Annotated in this window: 13 protein-coding genes and 2 pseudogenes; 6 read left to right on the top strand and 9 right to left on the bottom strand. The window is 69.1% G+C overall.

Annotation, left to right across the window (positions count from 1 at the left end):
- Nucleotides 1-117 precede the first annotated feature (117 nt).
- The 3 genes from ACFW22_RS15765 to ACFW22_RS15755 all read right to left on the bottom strand — a co-directional run bounded on the left by ACFW22_RS15765 (nucleotide 118) and on the right by ACFW22_RS15755 (nucleotide 4,564).
- A complete protein-coding gene (locus ACFW22_RS15765) occupies nucleotides 118-1,194 on the bottom strand; it encodes a terpene synthase family protein (protein WP_386403786.1) in 1,077 nt (358 codons plus the stop codon).
- On the bottom strand, nucleotides 1,191-2,543 hold the full coding sequence (locus ACFW22_RS15760) for a cytochrome P450 (RefSeq protein ID WP_386403782.1): 1,353 nt from the start codon (nucleotides 2,541-2,543) through the stop codon (nucleotides 1,191-1,193). Before ACFW22_RS15760 ends, ACFW22_RS15765 begins: the two co-directional genes overlap by 4 nt.
- Before the next feature lie 819 nt (nucleotides 2,544-3,362).
- Nucleotides 3,363-4,564 (bottom strand): IS3 family transposase gene (locus ACFW22_RS15755; RefSeq protein ID WP_386403779.1). Its coding sequence is split into 2 segments (ribosomal slippage): nucleotides 3,363-4,273 and nucleotides 4,273-4,564, totalling 1,203 coding nucleotides; the frame shifts between segments, so codons are not numbered across the junction.
- Between the two features lie 1,382 nt (nucleotides 4,565-5,946).
- On the opposite strand from ACFW22_RS15755, the gene ACFW22_RS15750 reads away from it, so the two are divergent.
- Entirely contained in the window at nucleotides 5,947-6,282 is a 336-nt protein-coding gene (locus ACFW22_RS15750) for a hypothetical protein (RefSeq protein WP_384878825.1), read from the top strand.
- A gap of 213 nt (nucleotides 6,283-6,495) precedes the next feature.
- On the opposite strand, the pseudogene ACFW22_RS15745 reads toward ACFW22_RS15750, so the two are convergent.
- Nucleotides 6,496-6,765 (bottom strand): annotated as a pseudogene (locus tag ACFW22_RS15745) (GNAT family N-acetyltransferase); the annotation flags it as partial.
- A gap of 1,036 nt (nucleotides 6,766-7,801) precedes the next feature.
- On the opposite strand from ACFW22_RS15745, the gene ACFW22_RS15740 reads away from it, so the two are divergent.
- Both ACFW22_RS15740 and ACFW22_RS15735 read left to right on the top strand, forming a co-directional pair.
- A complete protein-coding gene (locus ACFW22_RS15740; RefSeq protein WP_384878755.1) occupies nucleotides 7,802-9,787 on the top strand; it encodes a hypothetical protein in 1,986 nt (661 codons plus the stop codon).
- A gap of 611 nt (nucleotides 9,788-10,398) precedes the next feature.
- Nucleotides 10,399-10,932: an EF-hand domain-containing protein gene (locus ACFW22_RS15735; protein WP_386403776.1), complete on the top strand. Its 534-nt coding sequence runs from the start codon at nucleotides 10,399-10,401 to the stop codon at nucleotides 10,930-10,932.
- 32 nt (nucleotides 10,933-10,964) lie between these two features.
- Here the strand turns inward: ACFW22_RS15735 and ACFW22_RS15730 are convergent, their stop codons facing one another.
- The 3 genes and pseudogenes from ACFW22_RS15730 to ACFW22_RS15720 all read right to left on the bottom strand — a co-directional run bounded on the left by ACFW22_RS15730 (nucleotide 10,965) and on the right by ACFW22_RS15720 (nucleotide 12,763).
- A complete protein-coding gene (locus tag ACFW22_RS15730; protein WP_386403773.1) occupies nucleotides 10,965-11,270 on the bottom strand; it encodes a hypothetical protein in 306 nt (101 codons plus the stop codon).
- Nucleotides 11,240-11,437: pseudogene (locus ACFW22_RS15725) on the bottom strand (IS630 family transposase); the annotation flags it as partial. The pseudogene ACFW22_RS15725 and the gene ACFW22_RS15730, both read right to left, overlap by 31 nt.
- A 57-nt stretch (nucleotides 11,438-11,494) precedes the next feature.
- The gene (locus tag ACFW22_RS15720; RefSeq protein WP_384878762.1) at nucleotides 11,495-12,763 is read right to left on the bottom strand and encodes an MFS transporter; all 1,269 of its coding nucleotides are present in this window, start codon (nucleotides 12,761-12,763) and stop codon (nucleotides 11,495-11,497) included.
- Nucleotides 12,764-13,312: 549 nt separating this feature from the next.
- On the opposite strand from ACFW22_RS15720, the gene ACFW22_RS15715 reads away from it, so the two are divergent.
- From ACFW22_RS15715 to ACFW22_RS15705, 3 genes are all read left to right on the top strand, one after another.
- Entirely contained in the window at nucleotides 13,313-13,966 is a 654-nt protein-coding gene (locus ACFW22_RS15715) for a phosphatase PAP2 family protein (protein WP_384878765.1), read from the top strand.
- A gap of 251 nt (nucleotides 13,967-14,217) precedes the next feature.
- Complete coding sequence (locus ACFW22_RS15710) at nucleotides 14,218-16,092, top strand: glycoside hydrolase family 3 protein (RefSeq protein WP_384878767.1); 1,875 nt, start codon at nucleotides 14,218-14,220, stop codon at nucleotides 16,090-16,092.
- A 145-nt stretch (nucleotides 16,093-16,237) separates the two neighbouring features.
- On the top strand, nucleotides 16,238-17,245 hold the full coding sequence (locus ACFW22_RS15705) for a LacI family DNA-binding transcriptional regulator (RefSeq protein WP_384878770.1): 1,008 nt from the start codon (nucleotides 16,238-16,240) through the stop codon (nucleotides 17,243-17,245).
- On the opposite strand, the gene ACFW22_RS15700 is transcribed toward ACFW22_RS15705, so the two are convergent.
- On the bottom strand, nucleotides 17,233-17,955 hold the full coding sequence (locus ACFW22_RS15700) for a phosphatase PAP2 family protein (RefSeq protein WP_384878773.1): 723 nt from the start codon (nucleotides 17,953-17,955) through the stop codon (nucleotides 17,233-17,235). The two genes, ACFW22_RS15705 and ACFW22_RS15700, sit on opposite strands and share 13 nt — an antisense overlap.
- A gap of 106 nt (nucleotides 17,956-18,061) precedes the next feature.
- The gene (locus tag ACFW22_RS15695; protein ID WP_384878776.1) at nucleotides 18,062-19,006 is read right to left on the bottom strand and encodes an alpha/beta fold hydrolase; all 945 of its coding nucleotides are present in this window, start codon (nucleotides 19,004-19,006) and stop codon (nucleotides 18,062-18,064) included.
- Nucleotides 19,007-19,016: the final 10 nt, after the last annotated feature.

Genomic DNA, 19,016 nt, shown 5'->3' with positions numbered 1-19,016 from the left:
GACCACCCGCGCAATCCGCGACCAGCCCGAACGAGCCCTCCCCCTCCTGGGCATCACCAACAACCCGGACACCCAGGGAACTTGATCAAGCCCTGCGCCGGTTACCGTGCCAGGCGCTCACAGGGCCTGCTCAGGCCGGAAGAGGGTTCGGTGCGGTGCGAGGATGACGGTGGCGGCGGTGTGGCCGTTCCAGGTGTGGTCTTGGCCGTTGTAGCGGGTGGTGATGTAGGACCATTCCAGGTTGCCGGCGATCATCCATCGCAGTGCTTCGATGTACTGGCTGACTGCCGGGTCCCGGCCCGGCGCTGTGGTCAGCAGGTGCTCGCCGAGGGCGCAGAACTCGTCCTCGGTTCGTTGGATGGTGTCGGTGATGCGGTCGACTGCGGCTTGCAGGTTGCCGCCGTTGGTGGTGAGGGCGAGGGTGATTTCGTTGATGGTGTCGCCGCTGTAGAGCTCTTTGCGGTAGGAGAAGATGTCGTTGACGCCGACCCAGTGTCGTGCCACCAGATGGTTGAGCCGCCCGAGCTCCGGCATTCCGGTGAAGTGGTCGGTGAGGTCGATGCCCAGTCCGTATTCCAGGAGCGGGAAGCAGCATTCGCCTACGCTCTTGATCCGCGATGCCTCGTAAGCGGCCATGTCTACGGCCGTGCCGGCCTCAAGCCAGTCCCGCTCAGTGCGGCAAGCAGCGAAGAACCCTTTCATCTCGTGGGCGAAACGGTTCCACAGGCCGGACGGCATGCCGGCGCGGATGCGTTGTGCCAGCATGTGCAGCACGCGCGGGTAGGGAGCTCTGGGGGCGGGCTGGTCGTCGTCGAGGACGGCATCGAGCTGGTGCAGACCCAGGCGTTCAAGGCGTGGGCGCGGGGCGTGGACGAAGAGATCGTCAATGCTGAACAGGACATCGATCCAGTGGCAGATCGTCTTCGTCCGCTCGGTGTCGGTGGTGGGGTAGGCCAGCAGGTTCCACAAGGTGGTGCGCTGGTGGAGGAACTCCTCGAACGCCTGCGGGCTGTCGGCGTGGGCGTCCCGCAGGGCGTCGTCCAGCCATGTACGGCAGGAGTGCTCCAGGTCATCGATGCCGGGGCGGCGCAGTGCGGGCTGGAAGCGTGGGAGGGACGGTAGCCGAAAGCTGGGGTAGGAACTCGGTTCGACTGCGTCGCCGGGCTGAAGGCCAGGGCTGGGGAGGCTGGTCACCGCGGAGCGCCTTCCCGGGTGCGCAGGTGCAGGGTGAGGGGTTGTTCGGCGGGGACGAGCAGGAAGCGCGGCCGCGGGCGTAGGGAGGCCGGCCGGGTCGGGCGCAGGTGCCAGGTGCGGGTGATGGTGGCCAGCGCGAGGGTGGTCTCGGTCATGCCGTAGAACTCACCCATGCACCGGCGGCGTCCGGCACCGAAGGCGAGGAACGACTGGCGCTGGCCGGGGGTGAGGCGTTCGGGCAGCCAGCGGTCCGGGTCGAGCCGGTCGGCGTCGGGGAAGACCTCGGGGTTGCGTTGCAGGGCGTAGGGGCTGACCAGAACGTCGGCACCCTTGGGCAGCAGGAATCCGCAGATCTCGGTCGGTTCGACGACGATGCGGCTGAGCAGCCAGGTGGGTGGGTACAGCCGCAGGATCTCGGTCAGCAGCCGCTTGGTGTAGGGCAGGGACGGCAGATCCTCGAAGGTGACCGGACGTTCTCCCAGGGCGCCGTCGACTTCCTCCCACAGCCGGTGCTGGATTTCCGGGTGGCGACCCAGGAGTTGGAAGGTCCAGGCGAGAAGCGAGGCAGATGTCTCCACGCCTGCGGCCAGCACCGACATCACCTGGTCACGCACCTCGGTATCACCAGGTCGGCGTCCGCTGTCCTCGTCCCAGGCCATGATCTGCGACAGCAGGTCTTGCCGGCCCTGCTCATGCTGCCGGTACTGGGCGATGACCTCACCGATGGCCGCGTGCAGGCGGGCGCGCGCCGCATCGAAGCGCCGGTTCGCCGGGGTCGGAACGCGGTGAACCCAGTCCGCCGGGATCAGCATCCGGCGGAGCAGACCGCGCAGGAGCTCCGGCAGCGCCTCCGCCATCACCTGTGCCGCCTGCCTGCCGGCCGGCGCGGATACCAGTGTTCGCGCGACCACCAGCGCCGCCACCCGGTACATCGCGGACCCGACATCGAGTACCTGGCCCGCCTGCCAAGAGGATGTCGCTTCCACCACGCACTCGCGCATCACGTCGGTGTAGCCGGCGACCCGGCTGCGGTGGAACGCGGGCTTCATCACCGGCTGCTGAGCCCGGTGGTCCTCGGCACAGCAGGTGATCACACCGTTCCCGACCAACTGGCGGGCCGCCTCCATGAACGGGCCGCCCTTGTCGAAACGTTCCTGCCGCGCGACGAGCACCTGCATCGCCGCCTCGGCACTGTTGACAAGGAAGCACTCCCGCCCCATCAGGCGCAACGCGACTACTGGATCTGATGCCCGCCGCTGCTCAAGAAAGCCCAGCGGGTCCACCGCAAGCCGTCCGGCATGCCCGATCAGCGGGAGCTCTCCTGGAGACGTGCGGACCGTTTGCGGCATGAGCTTCCCCCGATTGGATGCCGGTGATCTTCGGGGAGGGTACCGTCAGCGCAGTCGCGCCGCCACTGTCAGTGAGTCTGTTCGATGGTGCGCCTCCAGGACGGGGACGGCCTTGACCACTGACGGCAACCGGTTCGGGCTACAGCGGGCGTGGCGGAAGATCCTCCGGCGTTCGAGCGTGGCAACGCCGCGTTCGAACGGGTGGCGGAGCCGGGCGTGAGCCCGGCTCACTGACCGCTGCCCGGGGCTGAGTTCCTTGCGGAGTGGGCGTCTTGTCGGGCCTGGGAAGGTCCTGCCGGTGCCGGATGTCGGCCAGGGCTGGGCTGCGGAGCCGGACGCAGGTCTTCACAATGCGGTGTCGGCGGGCCGTGGTCAGGTCGTGGGTGCGGCCGGGCAGCGCGCGTGGGACCCACGCCAGTCCGGCTGCCGGATTGGTGATGACCTGGTGGTTCACGCCGTGGCGTCGGTGCTTTCCGAAGTGGTCGGCGCCGCCGTCGCCGGCGTTGGTCGCACTCGGCGAGGGTCCCCCGACCAGGACGTACCCGGGATCGGCGTCGCGGAGGGCCCGGGTGAGGCCGGGCGCGCCGGGCGAGCAGGTCGGTGAGGGTGTGGACGCAGGCGTGCGCGGTGCCGACGTCGATCCGGAAACCGGCCGCGATCCCAGTTCAAGTACGACAGGAGTGACCCGAGGCGGGGGGTCTGAGCGAGCTTGCTACGACGGTCGTTGCCTCGAGGGACGGATACTAAGAAGTGGTCCGCGACCGTGGCCGTGCGACCGCACAGCAGGCACGGACCTTGACCCGGAATCTTGGACACGGGCTATGCGGCTTGGGCCAGGGTAGTTGATGTTGTGTCGAGTGCTGTCTCGTAGGCGATGGGACTGCGTTGTCCGAGGCGGGAGTGACGGCGTCGGGTGTTGTAGCGGTGCAGCCAGCGGAACGCGTCGAGGCGGGCCTCGCGTTCGCTGGACCAGTGCTTTCGGCCTTGAAGCGTTTCTCGTTTGAAGGTCGCGTTGAAGGACTCGGCGAGCGCGTTGTCCGCCGAGCTGCCGATCACGCTCATGGACTGGCGGACGCCGGCCCGGTGGCAGGCGTCAGCGAAGGTCCGGCTGGTGTACTGGGCCCCGTGGTCGGTGTGCATGACCGCCCCGGCGAGGCTGCCGCGGGTGCGTTCGGCGGCGGCCAGGGCGTCGGCGACGAGGACGGTGCGCATGTGGTCCGCGATCGCCCAGCCGGCCAGGCGGCGTGAGGCGAGGTCGATGACGGTGGCCAGATAGAGGAACTTCCCGCCGTCGAGGGGGAGATAGGTGATGTCGCCGACGTACTTCGTGTTCGGCTCGCTCGCCGTGAAGTCGCGGCCGATGAGGTCCGGGGCCTTCGCTGCGGCCGGGTCCGCAACAGTGGTGCGGTGCCTGCGGCGCAAGCGCACGCCCGTCAGGCCGGCACCCCGCATCACCCGCGCGATCCGCTTGTGGTTGACGCGCTCGCCCGCCTCGCGGAGCTCGGCCGTGATCCTGGGGACGCCGTAAGTGCCGTCCGACTCGCGGTGCACGGCCCGTATTCGCGCGGCGAGGCGGGCGTCAGCCACCTGCCGGGCGGCCCGGTCCGCGGCTGTCCGACGCCAGTAGTAGAAGCTGGAGCGGGCGATGCCCAGGATGGTGCACAGCCGTTTCACGCCGTAACGGCGCTGATGGTCGGCGACGAACTGGAAGCGGTTCACCAGCGCGTCTCCCCGGCGAAATACTTCGCCGCCTTGCGCAGGATCTCGCGCTCTTCCTCCCGCTCGCGGACCTTCTTGCGCAGAGCGGCGTTCTCCGCCTCCAACGGTGTCGGTGGCTCGGTCGGCACCTCTGCCCGGCGCCCCCGCGGCCGGCTCGCACCAGCGGCACGGACCCAGTTCCGCAGGGTCTCGGGGTTGATCCCCAGATCGGCGGCGACCTGCCTGATCGTCGCCTCGGGCCGCGACTGGTACAGCGCGACCGCGTCCGCCTTGAACTGCGGCGGATAGTTCTTCATGACCACGAGATGTCCGTTCTCAGATCCTCAGGATCCAGTGTCTCGTGTGTCCAGCATCAAGGGTCAAGGCCCCACCAGGGATGCCGGTACAGGAACGCACGCCGTACGCGCTGCCAACGGGTCGTATACCCCCGCTCGGTAGACGTACCGCGCCGCCGTTCCGCCTCACGCTCATGAGCCGCACAGCGGCCACCACGGGCAGTCAGTTCGGGGCACCCGGGTACCGGGCACGGGGGCGGGGTCTACGGGGCATAAGGGGGTCACCTCCAACCGGGCGGGATATCGATTGGCGAGTAGGGTTACGTGTCCCGCCGGGGTCGCAATCGTTGGCGTGGTATGCACAACACCGCTCGGCGCACGCTCGCCGCACTCGCCATCGCAGGGGCCGCACTCGGCATGGCCGGAACCGCACATGCCGACGACGCATCCCCTGCAACCACGGTAAGCGGCCTCTTGGGACTCGGTGACGAGGGCGGGCAGATCCAGGACCAATCCCAGAATCAAGCTATTCCAGTGTTCGGGGACTCGATCCTGAACGGAGAAAACAATGTCTTCTCCCCTACCGCTCATATCCGTGGAATCAATGGCGTGGGCAGGTCTAGCGTGCGGTAGCCCGAACGGAGATTGCCCCGAACTCGGGGCTGGTCTTGAGATGGTGGCACCCCCGGCACAGCATTTGGGTCCTACCGCCGGCGCACACGGTTGATGCCAGGACACCGGGAGCGGGCAACATCTCCTGCCCCCGGGCAGCGGTCGTTTAACCGGACTCACACCCGGCTCCTCCGCCCCGCTGGACGCGGCACAGCCACGCTCAAGGGGGCGGAGGATCTCCCCGCCTGGGCAGGGAGATCGGGTATCGACGCCTACTCCTCAACGGTTGCCGTGATGCTCGAGTGGCTCATGAACAGCACTTCCCGGCCGTCGATCTGCTCCACCTTGAGGACGAAGCCGTCATGGAAAACCACGATGTCCCCCGGGCGAACCGTGCCGTTGTCCCGGAGCTCGCCTTCTCCCAGCGCAAGTACCCCTGCCCCGGCAGCAAGGAGGGAGTTCCGCGCTCTCGATTCGCTCGACCGCAAGCCGGTCCCGCAGGGGGCGGATCTGCATGGCATGCCTCCACAGACATCGAGGTCGCCGCAAGGGGGACCCAGTAGTGCGAGGCCGGTCGGCCTCGACGTCGATCACGTCCTCTCTCTGGAAACCACCGCCCGGCTCCGGGACGTGGTTGTCCGGGCAGTCACGGCGGACAGGGGAAGACCGGCGATCCGGAGGTCCTGGTGGCGACGCAGGCCGGCTCCCTTTCCGCGTTCGGCTGACACGGCCGGAAACCGGACCCTACGCTGATGTTGATCATCTTTGCCCACGCCGACTGAACCGAGGACCTCCTCATGGCAAGCGTGCTCCCCAACGGTGCGACCCTCAGCGATACCGCCGAAAGCGCCCTCAATGCGGCGCGGAACCGGACCGAGTACGAAGACGCCCTGCGGCAGGCGCCGGCCTGCCTCTACGAAGACCCCTTCGGCAGCGGCATGACCTACTACGAGAAGACAGCCGACGGGCACCTCTTCCTCAGGCACACGGCCGCCTGCAATCTCCAGCCGGAACGCTGCCCGGAGGGCTACCTCTACTTCAACATGACCGAGCAGAAGAACCTCTACCCCGACGAGACCCCCCGCCTGGGCGACGGCAGCGACCCCAACCCGCAGACCGGCCAGATCTACTAGATCCGCCGGGTTGACGCTGACGGCCGGCACCGGTGCCACTGGGCAACCGCCCCGATGGAACCGTCGCACTGCCCGGTGCATGAGCGACCGCGGCCACCTGTCCAAGCCGTGAGCCGCTTCGCGCGTACGGATGTCCTGCGGACCGGCGCTGAGCAGGTCGTCGTCCAGCGCCCGGAATCCGCAACGTGCGTAGTAGGGGCCGTTCCACGGCACTTCGGTGAACCTCGTGAGGGTCGGGGCGGGAACTCCGTGGGCTGCCGCCCGCTCGGCAAGGTGGTCCAGTAGCGACCGTCCGATGCCCTGGCCCGCACTGTCGGGGTGCACCGACATCTGTTCGATGCGAAGGTTGCCGTCGACGCGGTCAGCGATGAGACAGGCCATCGGAGCGTCGGACTCGTCGACGGCCACCCAGGCCGGTCCCGGCCGTTGGTACCGGGCGAGTTCATCGAGCGGCAGCGGCTCGTCCTCCGCGGTCTCGGGCATGCCGATGTCGCGGAAGCACCGTCCGGCCGCTCGCTCGATGTCCGGGAGCAGAGGCAGTCCCTCGCTCCGGACGTCTCGAATACGCATGGCCTCATTGTCTGAGGCTCAGTAGCTGTTGTCGTTCCGATCTTGAGGAGTGGGCGTCGAGTGGGAGTCTCGATCGGGTGATCGCGGCCGGCCGTGGGCATGGAAGCAGAGCCTCTTGGTAGCTCGGGGTTGCGAAGCCAACCGAGATCCAGGAGACCGTGTTGCCGCAGTTGTACGTGCTCGCGCCGGTGGGGTTCGACTCGGCTGTTCTGTCGTGTGATTGTGTCGCTCACAGGTTCGGGAACGCGGCCGATCACCCGGAACGTGTTCAGCGGTATCCCTCGGACATGCCGGACGCGGAGTGGGCTGTGGTTCGGCCGCTGCTGCCGGTGCCGGGCTGGATGCGGGGCCGGGGTGGGCAGCCGGAGGCGTACTGCCAACGGGCGATACTCGACGCGATCCGGTGTCTCCGTCGGTGGCAGTACCAGTCGACCCACTCGGCGGTGGCCAGCCAGCTCGACCTGGGAAAGGGTCTTCCAGGTCCGCTGTGGCTTGATCGGCTCGGTCTTGAGCAGGCCGGTCGTGCTCTCCATCAGAGCGTTGTCGTACGCATCGCCGACGGAGCCGATCGAGGCCGCGATGCCGACCGCGTCCAGATGCTCGGCCAGCCTGAAGCTCGTGTATTGCTCGGACTCAGCCGGTCGTCGCGACACCGTTTTCTTGGAGGGATAGTAGGTGCTCGTTGAGGGCTTCGGCGGGGGTCTTCGAAAACGGTTCAATCTGTCGCTTCAGTGACCCACGCAATGCGGCCCCCCGAGCGGGATGGCCGCGAGTCTCTCCCAGGTGATGGTCTTGGCGGTGCTGTCCGCAGTGGGATGCGCGGCGTGCCGGACAGACGAAAGATCGCTGACTGTAAACAATCTGTCGCTTTGTGTCGTGCAGCGAAAGGATCCATGGGCGCGGCCGTATCTCTTGCGTGGGCTGTGCGTGTCGAAGGTAGGGAGTGTTCATGGAATCCGTCGAATTCGGGACCACGCCGGCCGAGCGGCTGGAGCGGGTGCGGGGGCAGTTGCGGAGCGAGCCGGTGGTGGGCACGCGGGCCGGGCAGCGTACGCAGCCGTCGCCGGGGTCGAACCTGCTGCTGGGGGTGATGCTGCATGCGGCAGCCCGGCTGGAGGCCGGGCTGGAGCTAACCGACTTCGAGGCGCGGATGGTGGCTCCGCTGCGGCTGCTGTTGCCTGAGGAGGAGGTCCGCGACTTCGGGCGACTGTACCGGGAGGAGAGTGCCGCGCGCAGCACGGCCTCCGTGTTCCCCGAGGTCCTCACCTCCCGCACCCTGGAGCAGGGCTATGCGGCGGCCGACCTCGTCAAGGACCTGCCCGCGCTGCGTGAGGAGGTGCTCGCGCAGGCGAACATCAACATCGTCGACCTCGACAAGGCGGAGCCGGGCCAGGAGTCCTGGGACAGCGCGGAGTTCATCGCGGGCCAGGCCGCCTACGGCTACGGGGCCACGTTCGTCACCGCCTCCCAGGCCCCGCCCGCCGACGACCCGGGCGTGGCTGCCTCGTTCATCGGCCGGGTGGACATGTACGCGTTCTTGTGTGAAGACGAGTCAAACGAGTGGTCGGCGTCCGACGAGATCTACTGGGGGGTCAGCTCCGCGGGGGCATTCGGTGCCCGCCAGGAGCTCCTCAGCCGGGTGTTCACCAACGTCGACAAGGGAGAGTGGCACAACTTCGACCAGAACACCACGCTCTACTACGGCCGGGTGAACACCACCTTGGTGTGCAACATCTCGTGCTGGGAGGAGGACGACGGCGGCGCGGAATGGCAGCGCCAGCTGCGCGACAAGCTGCGGGTCATCAGCACCGAACTGCTGAAGTTCGTCGATGTCATGGAGATCTACGGCTTCTTCGCGCCCCAGTACGGCGATTTCCTCGACTACGTCACGATCACTGCGATCGTCGCCCGCATCGTGGCCTGGCTGATCGACCTGTTCCGCAACGACGACGACCTGATCCAGGAGCGCACCCTGGTCTTCAGCCAGGACGCGCTGCGCAAGCTGGTGACCGAGGGCGGGGCCGGCTCGACCGGCTGGGTCTTCAACGGCGGCGACGCCGAAGGCCGCCACCGCCTGCAGCTCAAGTGGATCGGCAACCCGCCCCCCGCCGACAACCCCGGCGACCTCAAGGTCCTCTCTCCGGCAGGCGGCCAGTGGGGCTCTATCACCCGGCTGCGCGGCGCCACCGACTCCGAGCCCGCGCTCGCGGTCGTCGGCGGCAACCTCCATGTCGCGCAGCGCGGCATGGACGACAACACCTGGGTCGGCAGGTTCAACGGCACCGCCTGGGGCGGCTACACCCAGGTCCCCAACCACGTCTCCCGCACCACCCCGGCCCTGGCCGAACACGGAGGCAAGCTCTACCTGGCCACCTGCGGCGACGAGGGCAATCTGTACGTCACCCCCTACGAGGGCAGCTCCTGGGGCAACGCCGCCAAGCTCCCCGGCCGCAGCTCCGCGGCACCCGCCCTGGCCAGCCGCGGGGGACGCCTGTTCTGCGCGACCCGCGGCCGCGAGACCGACGCGGGCGTGTACGTCTCCGCTCTCAACGGCACCACCTGGGCCAACTTCGAGATGGTCCCCGACTTCAAGACCCCCCACGCCCCGGCCCTCGCCGAACACCAGGGCAACCTCTACCTCGCCGCCGTCGGCATGGACGGCAAGACCTACGTCACGTGCCACAACGGCAGCACCTGGTCCGCCGCGACCAACCTCGGCGGGATCACCGACAGCTCCCCGGCCCTGACCGTCCGCGGCGGCGTCCTGTACTGCGCGGTGCGCACCCTGGAATCAGAGATCGCTCTCAACTCCTTCAACGGCACCTCCTGGACCGGCTTCGGCCAGCGGGTCCCGGAGGCGGCGACCATGTCGGGGCCCGCGCTGGCCGGCGGCAGCGGGGACACCCTCCACATCGCCTACCGCAGCACCAACTGACGGCCGCGCCCGGGATGTCCTGCGGCCCGCCGCCATGGTGAGCCGCAGGGCGCCGACCCGACCTCGCCACCGGGGTACGAACACGCGCTCACCCGCCGTCCGGAGGCCGCAGCCGGGAGCGTTCGGCGCGGGCGTCTTCCGAACACCAGCGTGCGGAAGGTGTGGAGCACACCGGTGACGGGTCCGCGGCTGTGGGGGCAGGGAAATCTGGTTGGTGAACACCGAGTGGCACTCCGCCGCGCCCGCCAGCAGACGGAACATGCGCCTCACCGTGCGCACGGCTCTGCCTTGTCCGAACACAGCAGCACGACAAACGGGAAGGAATCGCGCATCAGCCCGTCGGTGTGCTCCAGTCAACACACTGCCCCGACACAGGTCCTGTGCTGGTGAGGAGTGAGCAAGTGGCATCGAAGGCCGAGTGATGGCACACACTCACGTGGGTGCCGCTTTCGAGAAACTGTCCGATCGTACGTGCCGCTCGTCATCCGTCAGGATGGAACGGGCACCGTTCGCCGGAGGGGTCGGCGGCGGGGCGCCTAGCGTGCGTGGCACTGTCGCCCCGCGTAGAGGGCGGCCCCGGACATCCTAGGAAGCCCCCCATGCCGAGTGCCGTGACGAGCCGGAAATTCTCCACCATGTTCGACTGGTTCGACCAGGACCGTGACGGGCAGCTGACCCAGAGCGACTTCGCGGCCACCGCCGGGGTGTTCTCCCGTGCGGCCCGCGAGGAAGACCACACCAATATCGGTGCCATCCACACGGCGTTCGACCAGTGGTGGCAGCTCCTGGTCAAGCACGGCGACACCGACGGCGACGGGCAAGTCTCCCGTGAAGAGTTCGTCACTGTCATGGAGGACACCGTCACCACCGAGGCGCACTTCGAACCGGCGGTCATGGCCATCGCGGACGCCGTCATGAGCGCCGTCGACACCGACCAGGACGGTGTACTGAGCCTTCAGGAGTACGTCCGCCTCTACGACACCCTCGGCGTCGACAGGGACGTCTCCACCGCCGCCTTCCACCTCGTGGACCGCGACGGCAACGGAGTGATCAGCTTCGCCGAGTACCGGGCCGCGATCGTCGAGTTCTACCTCAGCACGGACCCGGCCGCGCCCGGCAACCACCTCCTGGGCCCCGCAGCCTGACCGGCCCGTTCCATCGCACGCCGGACCAACCTCTACTCGGCGCCTTTGCAGAGCAGCGCGTTGGGCACGTCGCTGGGCAGGTCCCTCACCGCGTTCTTCGTGGCCATGCTCTTGATCTTCGCGTCCCCATGGTTGGCCGGGGCCGCGATGCCGACGGCGTGTGCGGCAGCCATCGCGGCCCCGGACTGGGTGAGGGGCGCAAGACGACCACCGGTCCAGGCCGAGACGGTGTCCTCACGGAGGCCCAGCACGTCCACACACTTGCCGCGGTTACAGGCTGCGCCGAGAAGGATGCCGGGAGACTCGATCAGGCCGCAGCAGCCGGTCTGCCGCCCCAACGGATCCCCTTCTGGCTGCGGGCGCGTTCCCGGCGCTGGGCGGCCAGGACGTCGGGGTGGCGGGCGTTGGCGTTGCGCCAGCGCAGGTAGGTGTGCAGCTCCCGGGTCTGGACCGTGTGGTTCGGATGGTTGGAGTTGGCGAGCGTGAACTGCCGCAGCGGGCCGAACCGGCGGGCGTACGTCCCCCGACGTCCGCCCGCCGGGAAGACCCCGGACCGCAGCGCTCAGCGCACGCCGCGGATCGGCAGGATCGCCAGGGCTCCGAGGAGGGAGAGCGCTCCGCCGAAGAGGAACAGCGGGGTGTAGCCGCCAAGGGCCGTGACCACGGCGGAGGCGACGAACGGTGCGATGATCTGCGGGCCGGCATTGGCGATGTTCAGCACGCCCATGTCCCGGGCGGCGTCCTCGGCCTTGGGCAGCACCAGAGTCACGACGGCGGTGTCGACTGCCATGAAGCAGCCGAACGCCAGACCGTTCAGTGCACTGAAGACGATCATGCCAGTCCACGTCGGGCTGACCACGGGAACCGCCATGACCAATCCGGCCAGCGCGGCCGAGACCCCGACGAAGACCTTGCGGCGGTTCCAACGGTCCGACAGCAGACCTCCGACGACTGTGGACAGGGCCATGGCCGCCATCGACACCGGTGTGAGAACCGCCATCGCGGCCGGTGGGGTCAGATCCGCGGGCAGAATGATGTGGTCGCCCAGGATGTACAGCTGGTAGCCGACGACGGAGAAGTAGCCGAGCACCATCAACGCCCTGCCGATGAACGCCCACCGGAAGTCATGGTCGGCCAGCGCGGACAGAAAGGCCGCGATCCGCTCACGGCGGGGCACGGACGGGGCTGCCGCGGCGGGCTCGCGCCGTGGAACGTCACGGCAGAACGTGGCGAGGAGAAGCGCGGCGCCCGCGGCGACAAGGCCGAGCACCAGGTAGCCCGTGGCGAGCCGCTCGGCGGTGCTGGAAGCGATCAGCACGCCGATCGTGCCGCCGACGGGAAGTGCCAGTCCGACTAGTGCGGAGGCGGTTCCCCTGCGGGCCACGGGGATGCGGTCGGGAACGATGGCCGTCACGGCGGCCTGGTAGACGTTCATCGTGGCCTGGACCAGACACCAACCGATACCCACGAGGACGGCCGTCTGCACGTTTGCCAGGAAGACCAGTCCCGCGAGGGCGGCCAGCGCACCCCCGAGGATCCACGGATTCCGTCGGCCACTACGGTCCGACAGGGCACCGGCGATGGGATTGAAGGCGGTGGCGAAGATGGAACTGGCGCCACCGATCACACCCAGGAGGGCCACCTTGTGGGCCGGATCGATAGCCGCGATCTGGGTGGGCAGCAGGATCGAGCCGACGCCCATGTAGACGGCCATCATCGCGGAGTTGGCGACGAGGAGGAGCAGCATGAGCCCGCGCTGACGGGACTGCACCGGGGCTTCCGCCACCCCGGGTGTCTCCGGTACCTGGGGCTGGATGTCTTCGGTGTTCATGATGACCGCCGGGTGGCGACGCGGGGCGCGCGAATGGCGCCGTGATGACGGTGGGCGGGGATCATGTCGACTCCTCGGGGGGACGAGCGAGATCGGGAGAGAGGGAGACCGCCGCCAGTGAGGGGTGGCGTCCGTGGACCTCGCGGGAGCGGGCCGAAAGTTACACGAGTTACTTCGTGAATGAATCCCTGTGTAGCACCAGAACACCGCCCACGAAAAGGGTTCTATGCAATTTCGAGACCACATTGGTTACTCGTGTAGCTACTGATCGGTCACCCTTGCGTTGATCGTCATGAATGCGCCACCCTTGGCCGAAAGCGCTCGGATACTCCTCCCCAAGGGACGTCTCCACCCGAGCTTCCGTCGCCGAGCAGCCCTCATCTTCGCCGCCAGGCCACACATCGCCGCCGCCAGCCCGGCCGACGGGGCGCCTCTCAGGAAACCGGAGCCTCGCTCCCCGGTCTCCCAACACCACGAAAGGTCCAGATGCCGCATCCCACACCGGCCACAGAGCCGTCTCCGCCACCCGCTGCGCTCCCCCTCCACCCGATGCCGGCCGCACCCCCGCGCGGGGCGCTCCTCGCCGGCACGCTGTGCCTACTGTTCGCCCTCACGGTCGGCATCGCCGCCTCCGGCGGCGCGCCCTACCTCCAGAGCGTCGACGACCTCTGGATGCACCGCATGCGGGGCTCACATCACGGCGGAGCCGCCACCCTCGCCGACGCCCTGGACACGCTGGGCGGGCCGCTCGGCCTCGTCGTCCCCCTGACCGTCGCCGGATGCCTCGCCATTTACGGGCGATGGAGATCGGCCCTCTTCTTCTTCAGCACCGCCGTCGGCGCCAACATCATCGTGATACTGCCCCTCAAGCAGCTCGTCGACCGCCCTCGACCTCCGGAGCCGTGGGTCCTGGTCAGCGGTGGCTCCTTCCCGTCCGGCCAGGTCTTCACCATCACCACGCTCGTACTGGCCGCCGGCGTGACGCTCTTCCCCTCTGTCGCACGCAAGGCGTGGTGGGCCTTCTCGGCCGTCGTCGTCGCGGCCACGATGTGGAGCCGCACCTGGCTACACGCCCAGTGGCTCTCCGACACGGTGGCCGGCGCGGCTGCGGGGGCGGGAGTCACGCTGCTGCTGTGGCGCGCCTTCGCCCCCACACTCAAGGAGGAGGCTCGGCGCGCCGCTACGGACCGCCTGTGGGAGTAGCCACCCCCACACAGCGGCGGAGCCGCATGCACCTCGCAACCCCCGTCGAGCCCCGGACGCTCCCGCCCGGACCGCGCGAGAGCAGGTTCTCGCAGATGCGAATCTAGCCCCATCATATTACACGTGTAACATGCGATGGGGTCGAGGCGGAGGGGGTAACGGCCCCTCCGGTCCCGAGTGCGTGCACGACACCACTCGGGACCGGTTACCCGTCGACGACGGCTCTCCCCTTCGACGAAATGGAGTAATCCGTGTCCCATGACGCGCCCGCCCGACCACGCACTCTCCAGGCTCCCGACGGCACGGTCTTCCGCGACCTGAACGGCAACGGAATCATGGAGCCGTACGAGAACCCGACCCTGTCCGTGTCGGAACGCGTCGCCGACCTCACCCAGCGGATGACGCTGGAGGAGAAGGCCGGCCTGCTGTTCCACACCATGATCGGCATCGACCCGGACGGCTCGCTCGTCGAGCCGGAGCCCGGGGCAGCCGACGACGACCCGATGCGCGCCTCCACCAGCACCATGGTCACGGGCAAGCTCATGAACCACTTCAACCTCTTCGGCACCGCCGCACCTCGACGCATGGCCGAATGGAACAACCGCCTGCAGGACCTGGCCGCCACCACCCGCCTCGGCATCCCCGTGACGATCTCCACCGACCCACGGCATGGCTTCCTGGACAACCCGGGAGCGAGCGCACACACCGAGGGTTTCTCCCTGTGGCCGGAGCCGCCGGGCCTCGCCGCCATCGGCGACGACTCCCTCACCCACCGGCACGCCGACATCGTCCGCCGCGAGTACCTCGCCGTGGGCATCCGCCTGGCCCTGCACCCCATGGCCGACCTCGCCACGGAGCCACGCTGGGCACGCGTCGGGGGAACCTTCGGGTCCGATGCCCAGGTGGCCGCCCGCATGGTCGCCGCCTCCGTCAAGGGCCTCCAGGGAGAGGCCCTCGGCCCGACCAGTGTGGCCGCCATGACCAAGCACTTCCCCGGAGCCGGTCCACAACTGAACGGCGAGGATGCCCACTTCGCGTACGGCCGCGAGCAGGTCTACCCGGGCGGCAACTTCGACTCCCACCTGATCCCCTTCGAGGCCGCCTTCGCCGCGGGGACCTCGCAGATCATGCCGTACTACGCCATGCCGGTCGACACTCCCCACGAGGAGGTCGGCTTCGGCTTCAACAAGGGCATCATCACGGGCCTCCTCCGCGACAAGTACGGCTTCGACGGCGTCGTCTGCACCGACTGGGGGCTGATCACCGACACCCGGATCTTCGGCTCGCCCTTCCCCGCACGCGCCTGGGGAGTCGAGCACCTGGACCGGCTCACCCGGGTGGAACGCGTCCTCGACGCCGGAGCTGACCAGTTCGGCGGTGAATCGGCGCCCGAACTCGTCGTGGAGCTCGTCCGCAGTGGGCGGATCACGGCGGAGCGTCTCGACCGGTCGGTGGCCCGGCTGCTTCGGGAGAAGTTCGTCCTGGGCCTGTTCGACGATCCGTACGTCGCCCCGGACGCCGCCGCGCGCGTGTGCGGGAGCCCTGAGTTCCGAGCAGAGGGGCTCGCCGCCCAGAGCCGTGCCGTCACAGTCCTCAAGGACCGTCCCGCCGGCGCGACCACGCCGCTGCTGCCGCTGCCGCCCGGCACCCGCCTGTACATCCAGGGCGTCGACCACGAGGTTGCCTCGCAGTACACGACCGTCGTTAACACGCCCGAAGAGGCCGATGTCGCGCTGATACGGCTCTCCACTCCCTACGACGAACGCACCGAGGGGCTGGAGAGCTACTTCCGCGCCGGCCGGCTCGACTTCACCGAGGAGGAACTCGAGCCGCTGCTGCGGACGGCCGAGGCGGTGCCCACCGTCTTCGATATCTTCCTCGACCGCCCCGCGGTCGTCCCGGAGATAGCCGCGGAGGCGGCGGCCCTCGTCGCGAATTTCGGCGCCTCGGACACCGCGCTCCTGAACGTCCTCTTCGGTCGTGCTCTCGCCGAAGGCCGCCTGCCGTTCGAGCTGCCGAGCTCGATGGCAGCGATCGCCGCAGGCCACGAGGACGTCCCGAACGACTCGACAGATCCCGTCTACGCCTACGGCCACGGCCTGGTGCTCACACCGCGAGCCGAGTGAGGACCGGGCGCCACATCCTTGTTCTGGGACGCTCCTGTGGGGGCGTCTCAGGCGTGCTGGAGGACGCCCGCCACCTCGGCGCCGATAACGCGTGTAACCTGAACACGGTGCGCCGGGGAACCGGTACGCGTAGAGAAAGGGTGTCATGGCCAAGGAGTCGGCTGCGCAGACCGCTGTCACCAGCGCGGATGTGGCGCGTCTGGCGGGGGTGTCCCGCGCCACGGTGTCGTTCGTCCTCAACAACACCCAGGTCCACCGGGTCAGTGACACGACCCGGGCCAGGGTCCTGGCCGCGGCCGACCAGTTGGGTTACGTGCCCCATGCCGCCGCGCGCTCGCTGCGGGCGGGACGGAACAACCTCGTGCTGATGCCTGCGTCCGTCTCCGCGATCGGCCGTCTGGTCAGCGTCTGGATCGACAACCTGCAGAGCGAGCTCGAGCAGTACGGCTACACGACGGTGATGCACGCGGGGCGGTTCCCCGACCCGGTCACGGCGGCGCGCGCCTGGGCGGAGCTGCGGCCGGCCGCGGTCCTCGCCATCGACGGCGGGAGCCTGACACCGAAGGGGGCAGAGGTCCTCCGTCGGGCGGGAGTGCGCGCCCTGGTCACCTTCGCGGGCCGACCCGTGGAGAGCGTGCAGACCATCGCCTTCGACCACGCGCGCATCGGTGCTGTCGCCATGGAGCACCTCGTCGCGCACGGACGGCGCACGGTGGGCGTCGTCATGCCGCAGGAGCGCGGCCTCACGGCCTTCGCCGAGCCACGGCTCGCGGGTGCGCGAGACGTGGCCTCGCGCACCGCCGCGAGCGTGACGGCGGTGGAGATGGCGTACTCGCTGGAGTCGGCCACCAAACTCGCCGAAAGCTGGCCCGGACGCGGCCTCGACGCGGTGTTCGCGTACAACGACGAGTACGCCGCCCTGCTTATGCACGCGCTGCGGGAGAAGGGCATCTCCGTCCCCGAGGAGGTCGCCGTCGTCGGAGCGGACGACCTCGTCCTGTCGGCACTGCAACACCCCGCACTGACGACGATCCGGTTGGACCTCCCCGCACCCGCCCGGATCGCGGCTGCCCTGCACGACCTCATCGAGAGCGGTACGGCCCCGGACGTGCCCGGTGTCGAGCCCGTGCTGGTGCGGCGTCAGTCCTCGTGAAGCCGTCGTTCCCGCTCGAGCAGCCGGGCGAAGAACGACCACAGGACGAGACCGGTGCCGGCGCCTGCCACGGCGCCGGCGAAGGTGTCGCTGAGCCAGTGGGCGTGGAGCCACGTGCGGCTCCACATCATCGCCAGGACGAGAAGGCTTCCGAAGAGCCACCACATCCGCCTGCGGGCCGCCGGGACGAAGAGCGCTCCCACGAGCACCACGAGAAGCGCCATCCCGGCCGCGTGTCCGGAGGGGAAGGAGCCGTGGTCCACCCGGACCAGTGGGTCGGCCGGCCGGGGCCGGTCGACGAGGTGCTTGAGGGCCTGGACGACCAGGACGTTGCCGACGAGGTAGGTGGTCAGCAGGAAGGCCAACGACCGCCAGCGCCTGCGTGCGGCGAGGAACACGACGATGCCGAGCGGAACCACGACGCCCAGCGGGCCGCCGAGCCAGTTGAGCACCGCGGCCACGGCGGCGTAGACCCCGTCGTGCGGGCCACCCATCCACCGCAGCCACTGGTCGTCCATGCCTTGGAAGAGGGGTCGCTCGGGGTGGTTGAGCACCAGGACGACCAGCACCGCGGCGGACAGCAGGAAGATCGTTCCTGACACGAGCGCTGCGACGACGGGGACGGTCCGCGAGGCGGGAACAGGTGCGGAAGCAGGCCGGCGGCGGGAGAGTGCCGGACTGTCGGGATCGGTGGTTGGGATGCCGGTCATGGGATACCTCTCGCGGTCGCGGCGAGCCGTCGGCCGTGTGTTGCGGATGGGGGGCGAGGCGGGAGGAGGAGAGGCGGGGCGCCACGGGGCGCCCCGCTCGGGCGGATCAGTTGCCCAGGTGCCGCGCGAGGAAGGAGACGCTCTGCCTGACGATCGGCGTCACGTCGGGCGCGCCCAGGAAGATGTGGTCGGCTCCCTCGACGGGGCGCAGGGTCACGTCCCCGTCGGCCGCCTCGAGCGCTCCGGCCATTACTTCGCTCTGGGAGTAGGGCACCAGGCGGTCTTCGGTTCCGTGGATGAGGAGGAAAGGAGGCGGAGTGGGGCCCGCGGGCTCGGCGTAGGTGAGGGGGCTGGCGACGCGCGCTCGGGCGGGCCACTCCTCAGCAGTGCCGCCCAGCAGTGCTTCGAAGGGATTGGGGTACTCCCCCGCGCCCGGCGGAGTGGGCGGGAGAGGCTGCGAGAGCAGCGAGCCGATCTCGGAGACCCCGTACCAGTCGACGACGGCGCGAACACCGCTGTCCTCGTCGCGCACGCCTTCCTCGCCTTCCAGCTCCGCACCGTGATCGTCCGCGCGGACGAGTCCCGCGAGAGCCGCCAGGTGACCGCCGGCCGACTCTCCCCAGACGCCGATGCGGTCCTTGTCTATCCCGAACGTGTCGGCGTACCGGCGTACGTAACGGATCGCGGCCTTGACGTCGTGCAGCTGAGCCGGGAACGGCGCCTCAAGGCTGTGGCGGTAGTCGATGCACACGAGTGCGAGGCCGGCGCCCAGCACGGTGTCGTGCAGCAGGCCGACCGGAACGGTCGGCGGCGGGTAGCGGCGGTCACCCTCCAGCCACCCGCCGCCGTGGACCCAGACGACGGCGGGAACGGGTCCCCCTGCTGCCGGAACCTGTACGTCGAGGAGGCGGGGCCGGTAGCCGTACGTGGCCGCATAGGTCACGCCGTCGAAGCGGCGCACACCGTCGGAACCGACCAGGGGTGGAACGGGCTGCATGAACGGCGGGGGCGGCCAGCCCGCGTCCAGCTCGGCGACCGAGGGTTGCGTCATATCCGGGACC

The sequence above is a fragment of the Streptomyces sp. NPDC058872 genome (genome assembly GCF_042743065.1).
GTDB lineage: Bacteria > Actinomycetota > Actinomycetes > Streptomycetales > Streptomycetaceae > Streptomyces.
The sequence above is the reverse complement of the archived record's forward strand: the minus strand, read 5'-3'. Positions and strand labels throughout refer to the sequence as shown.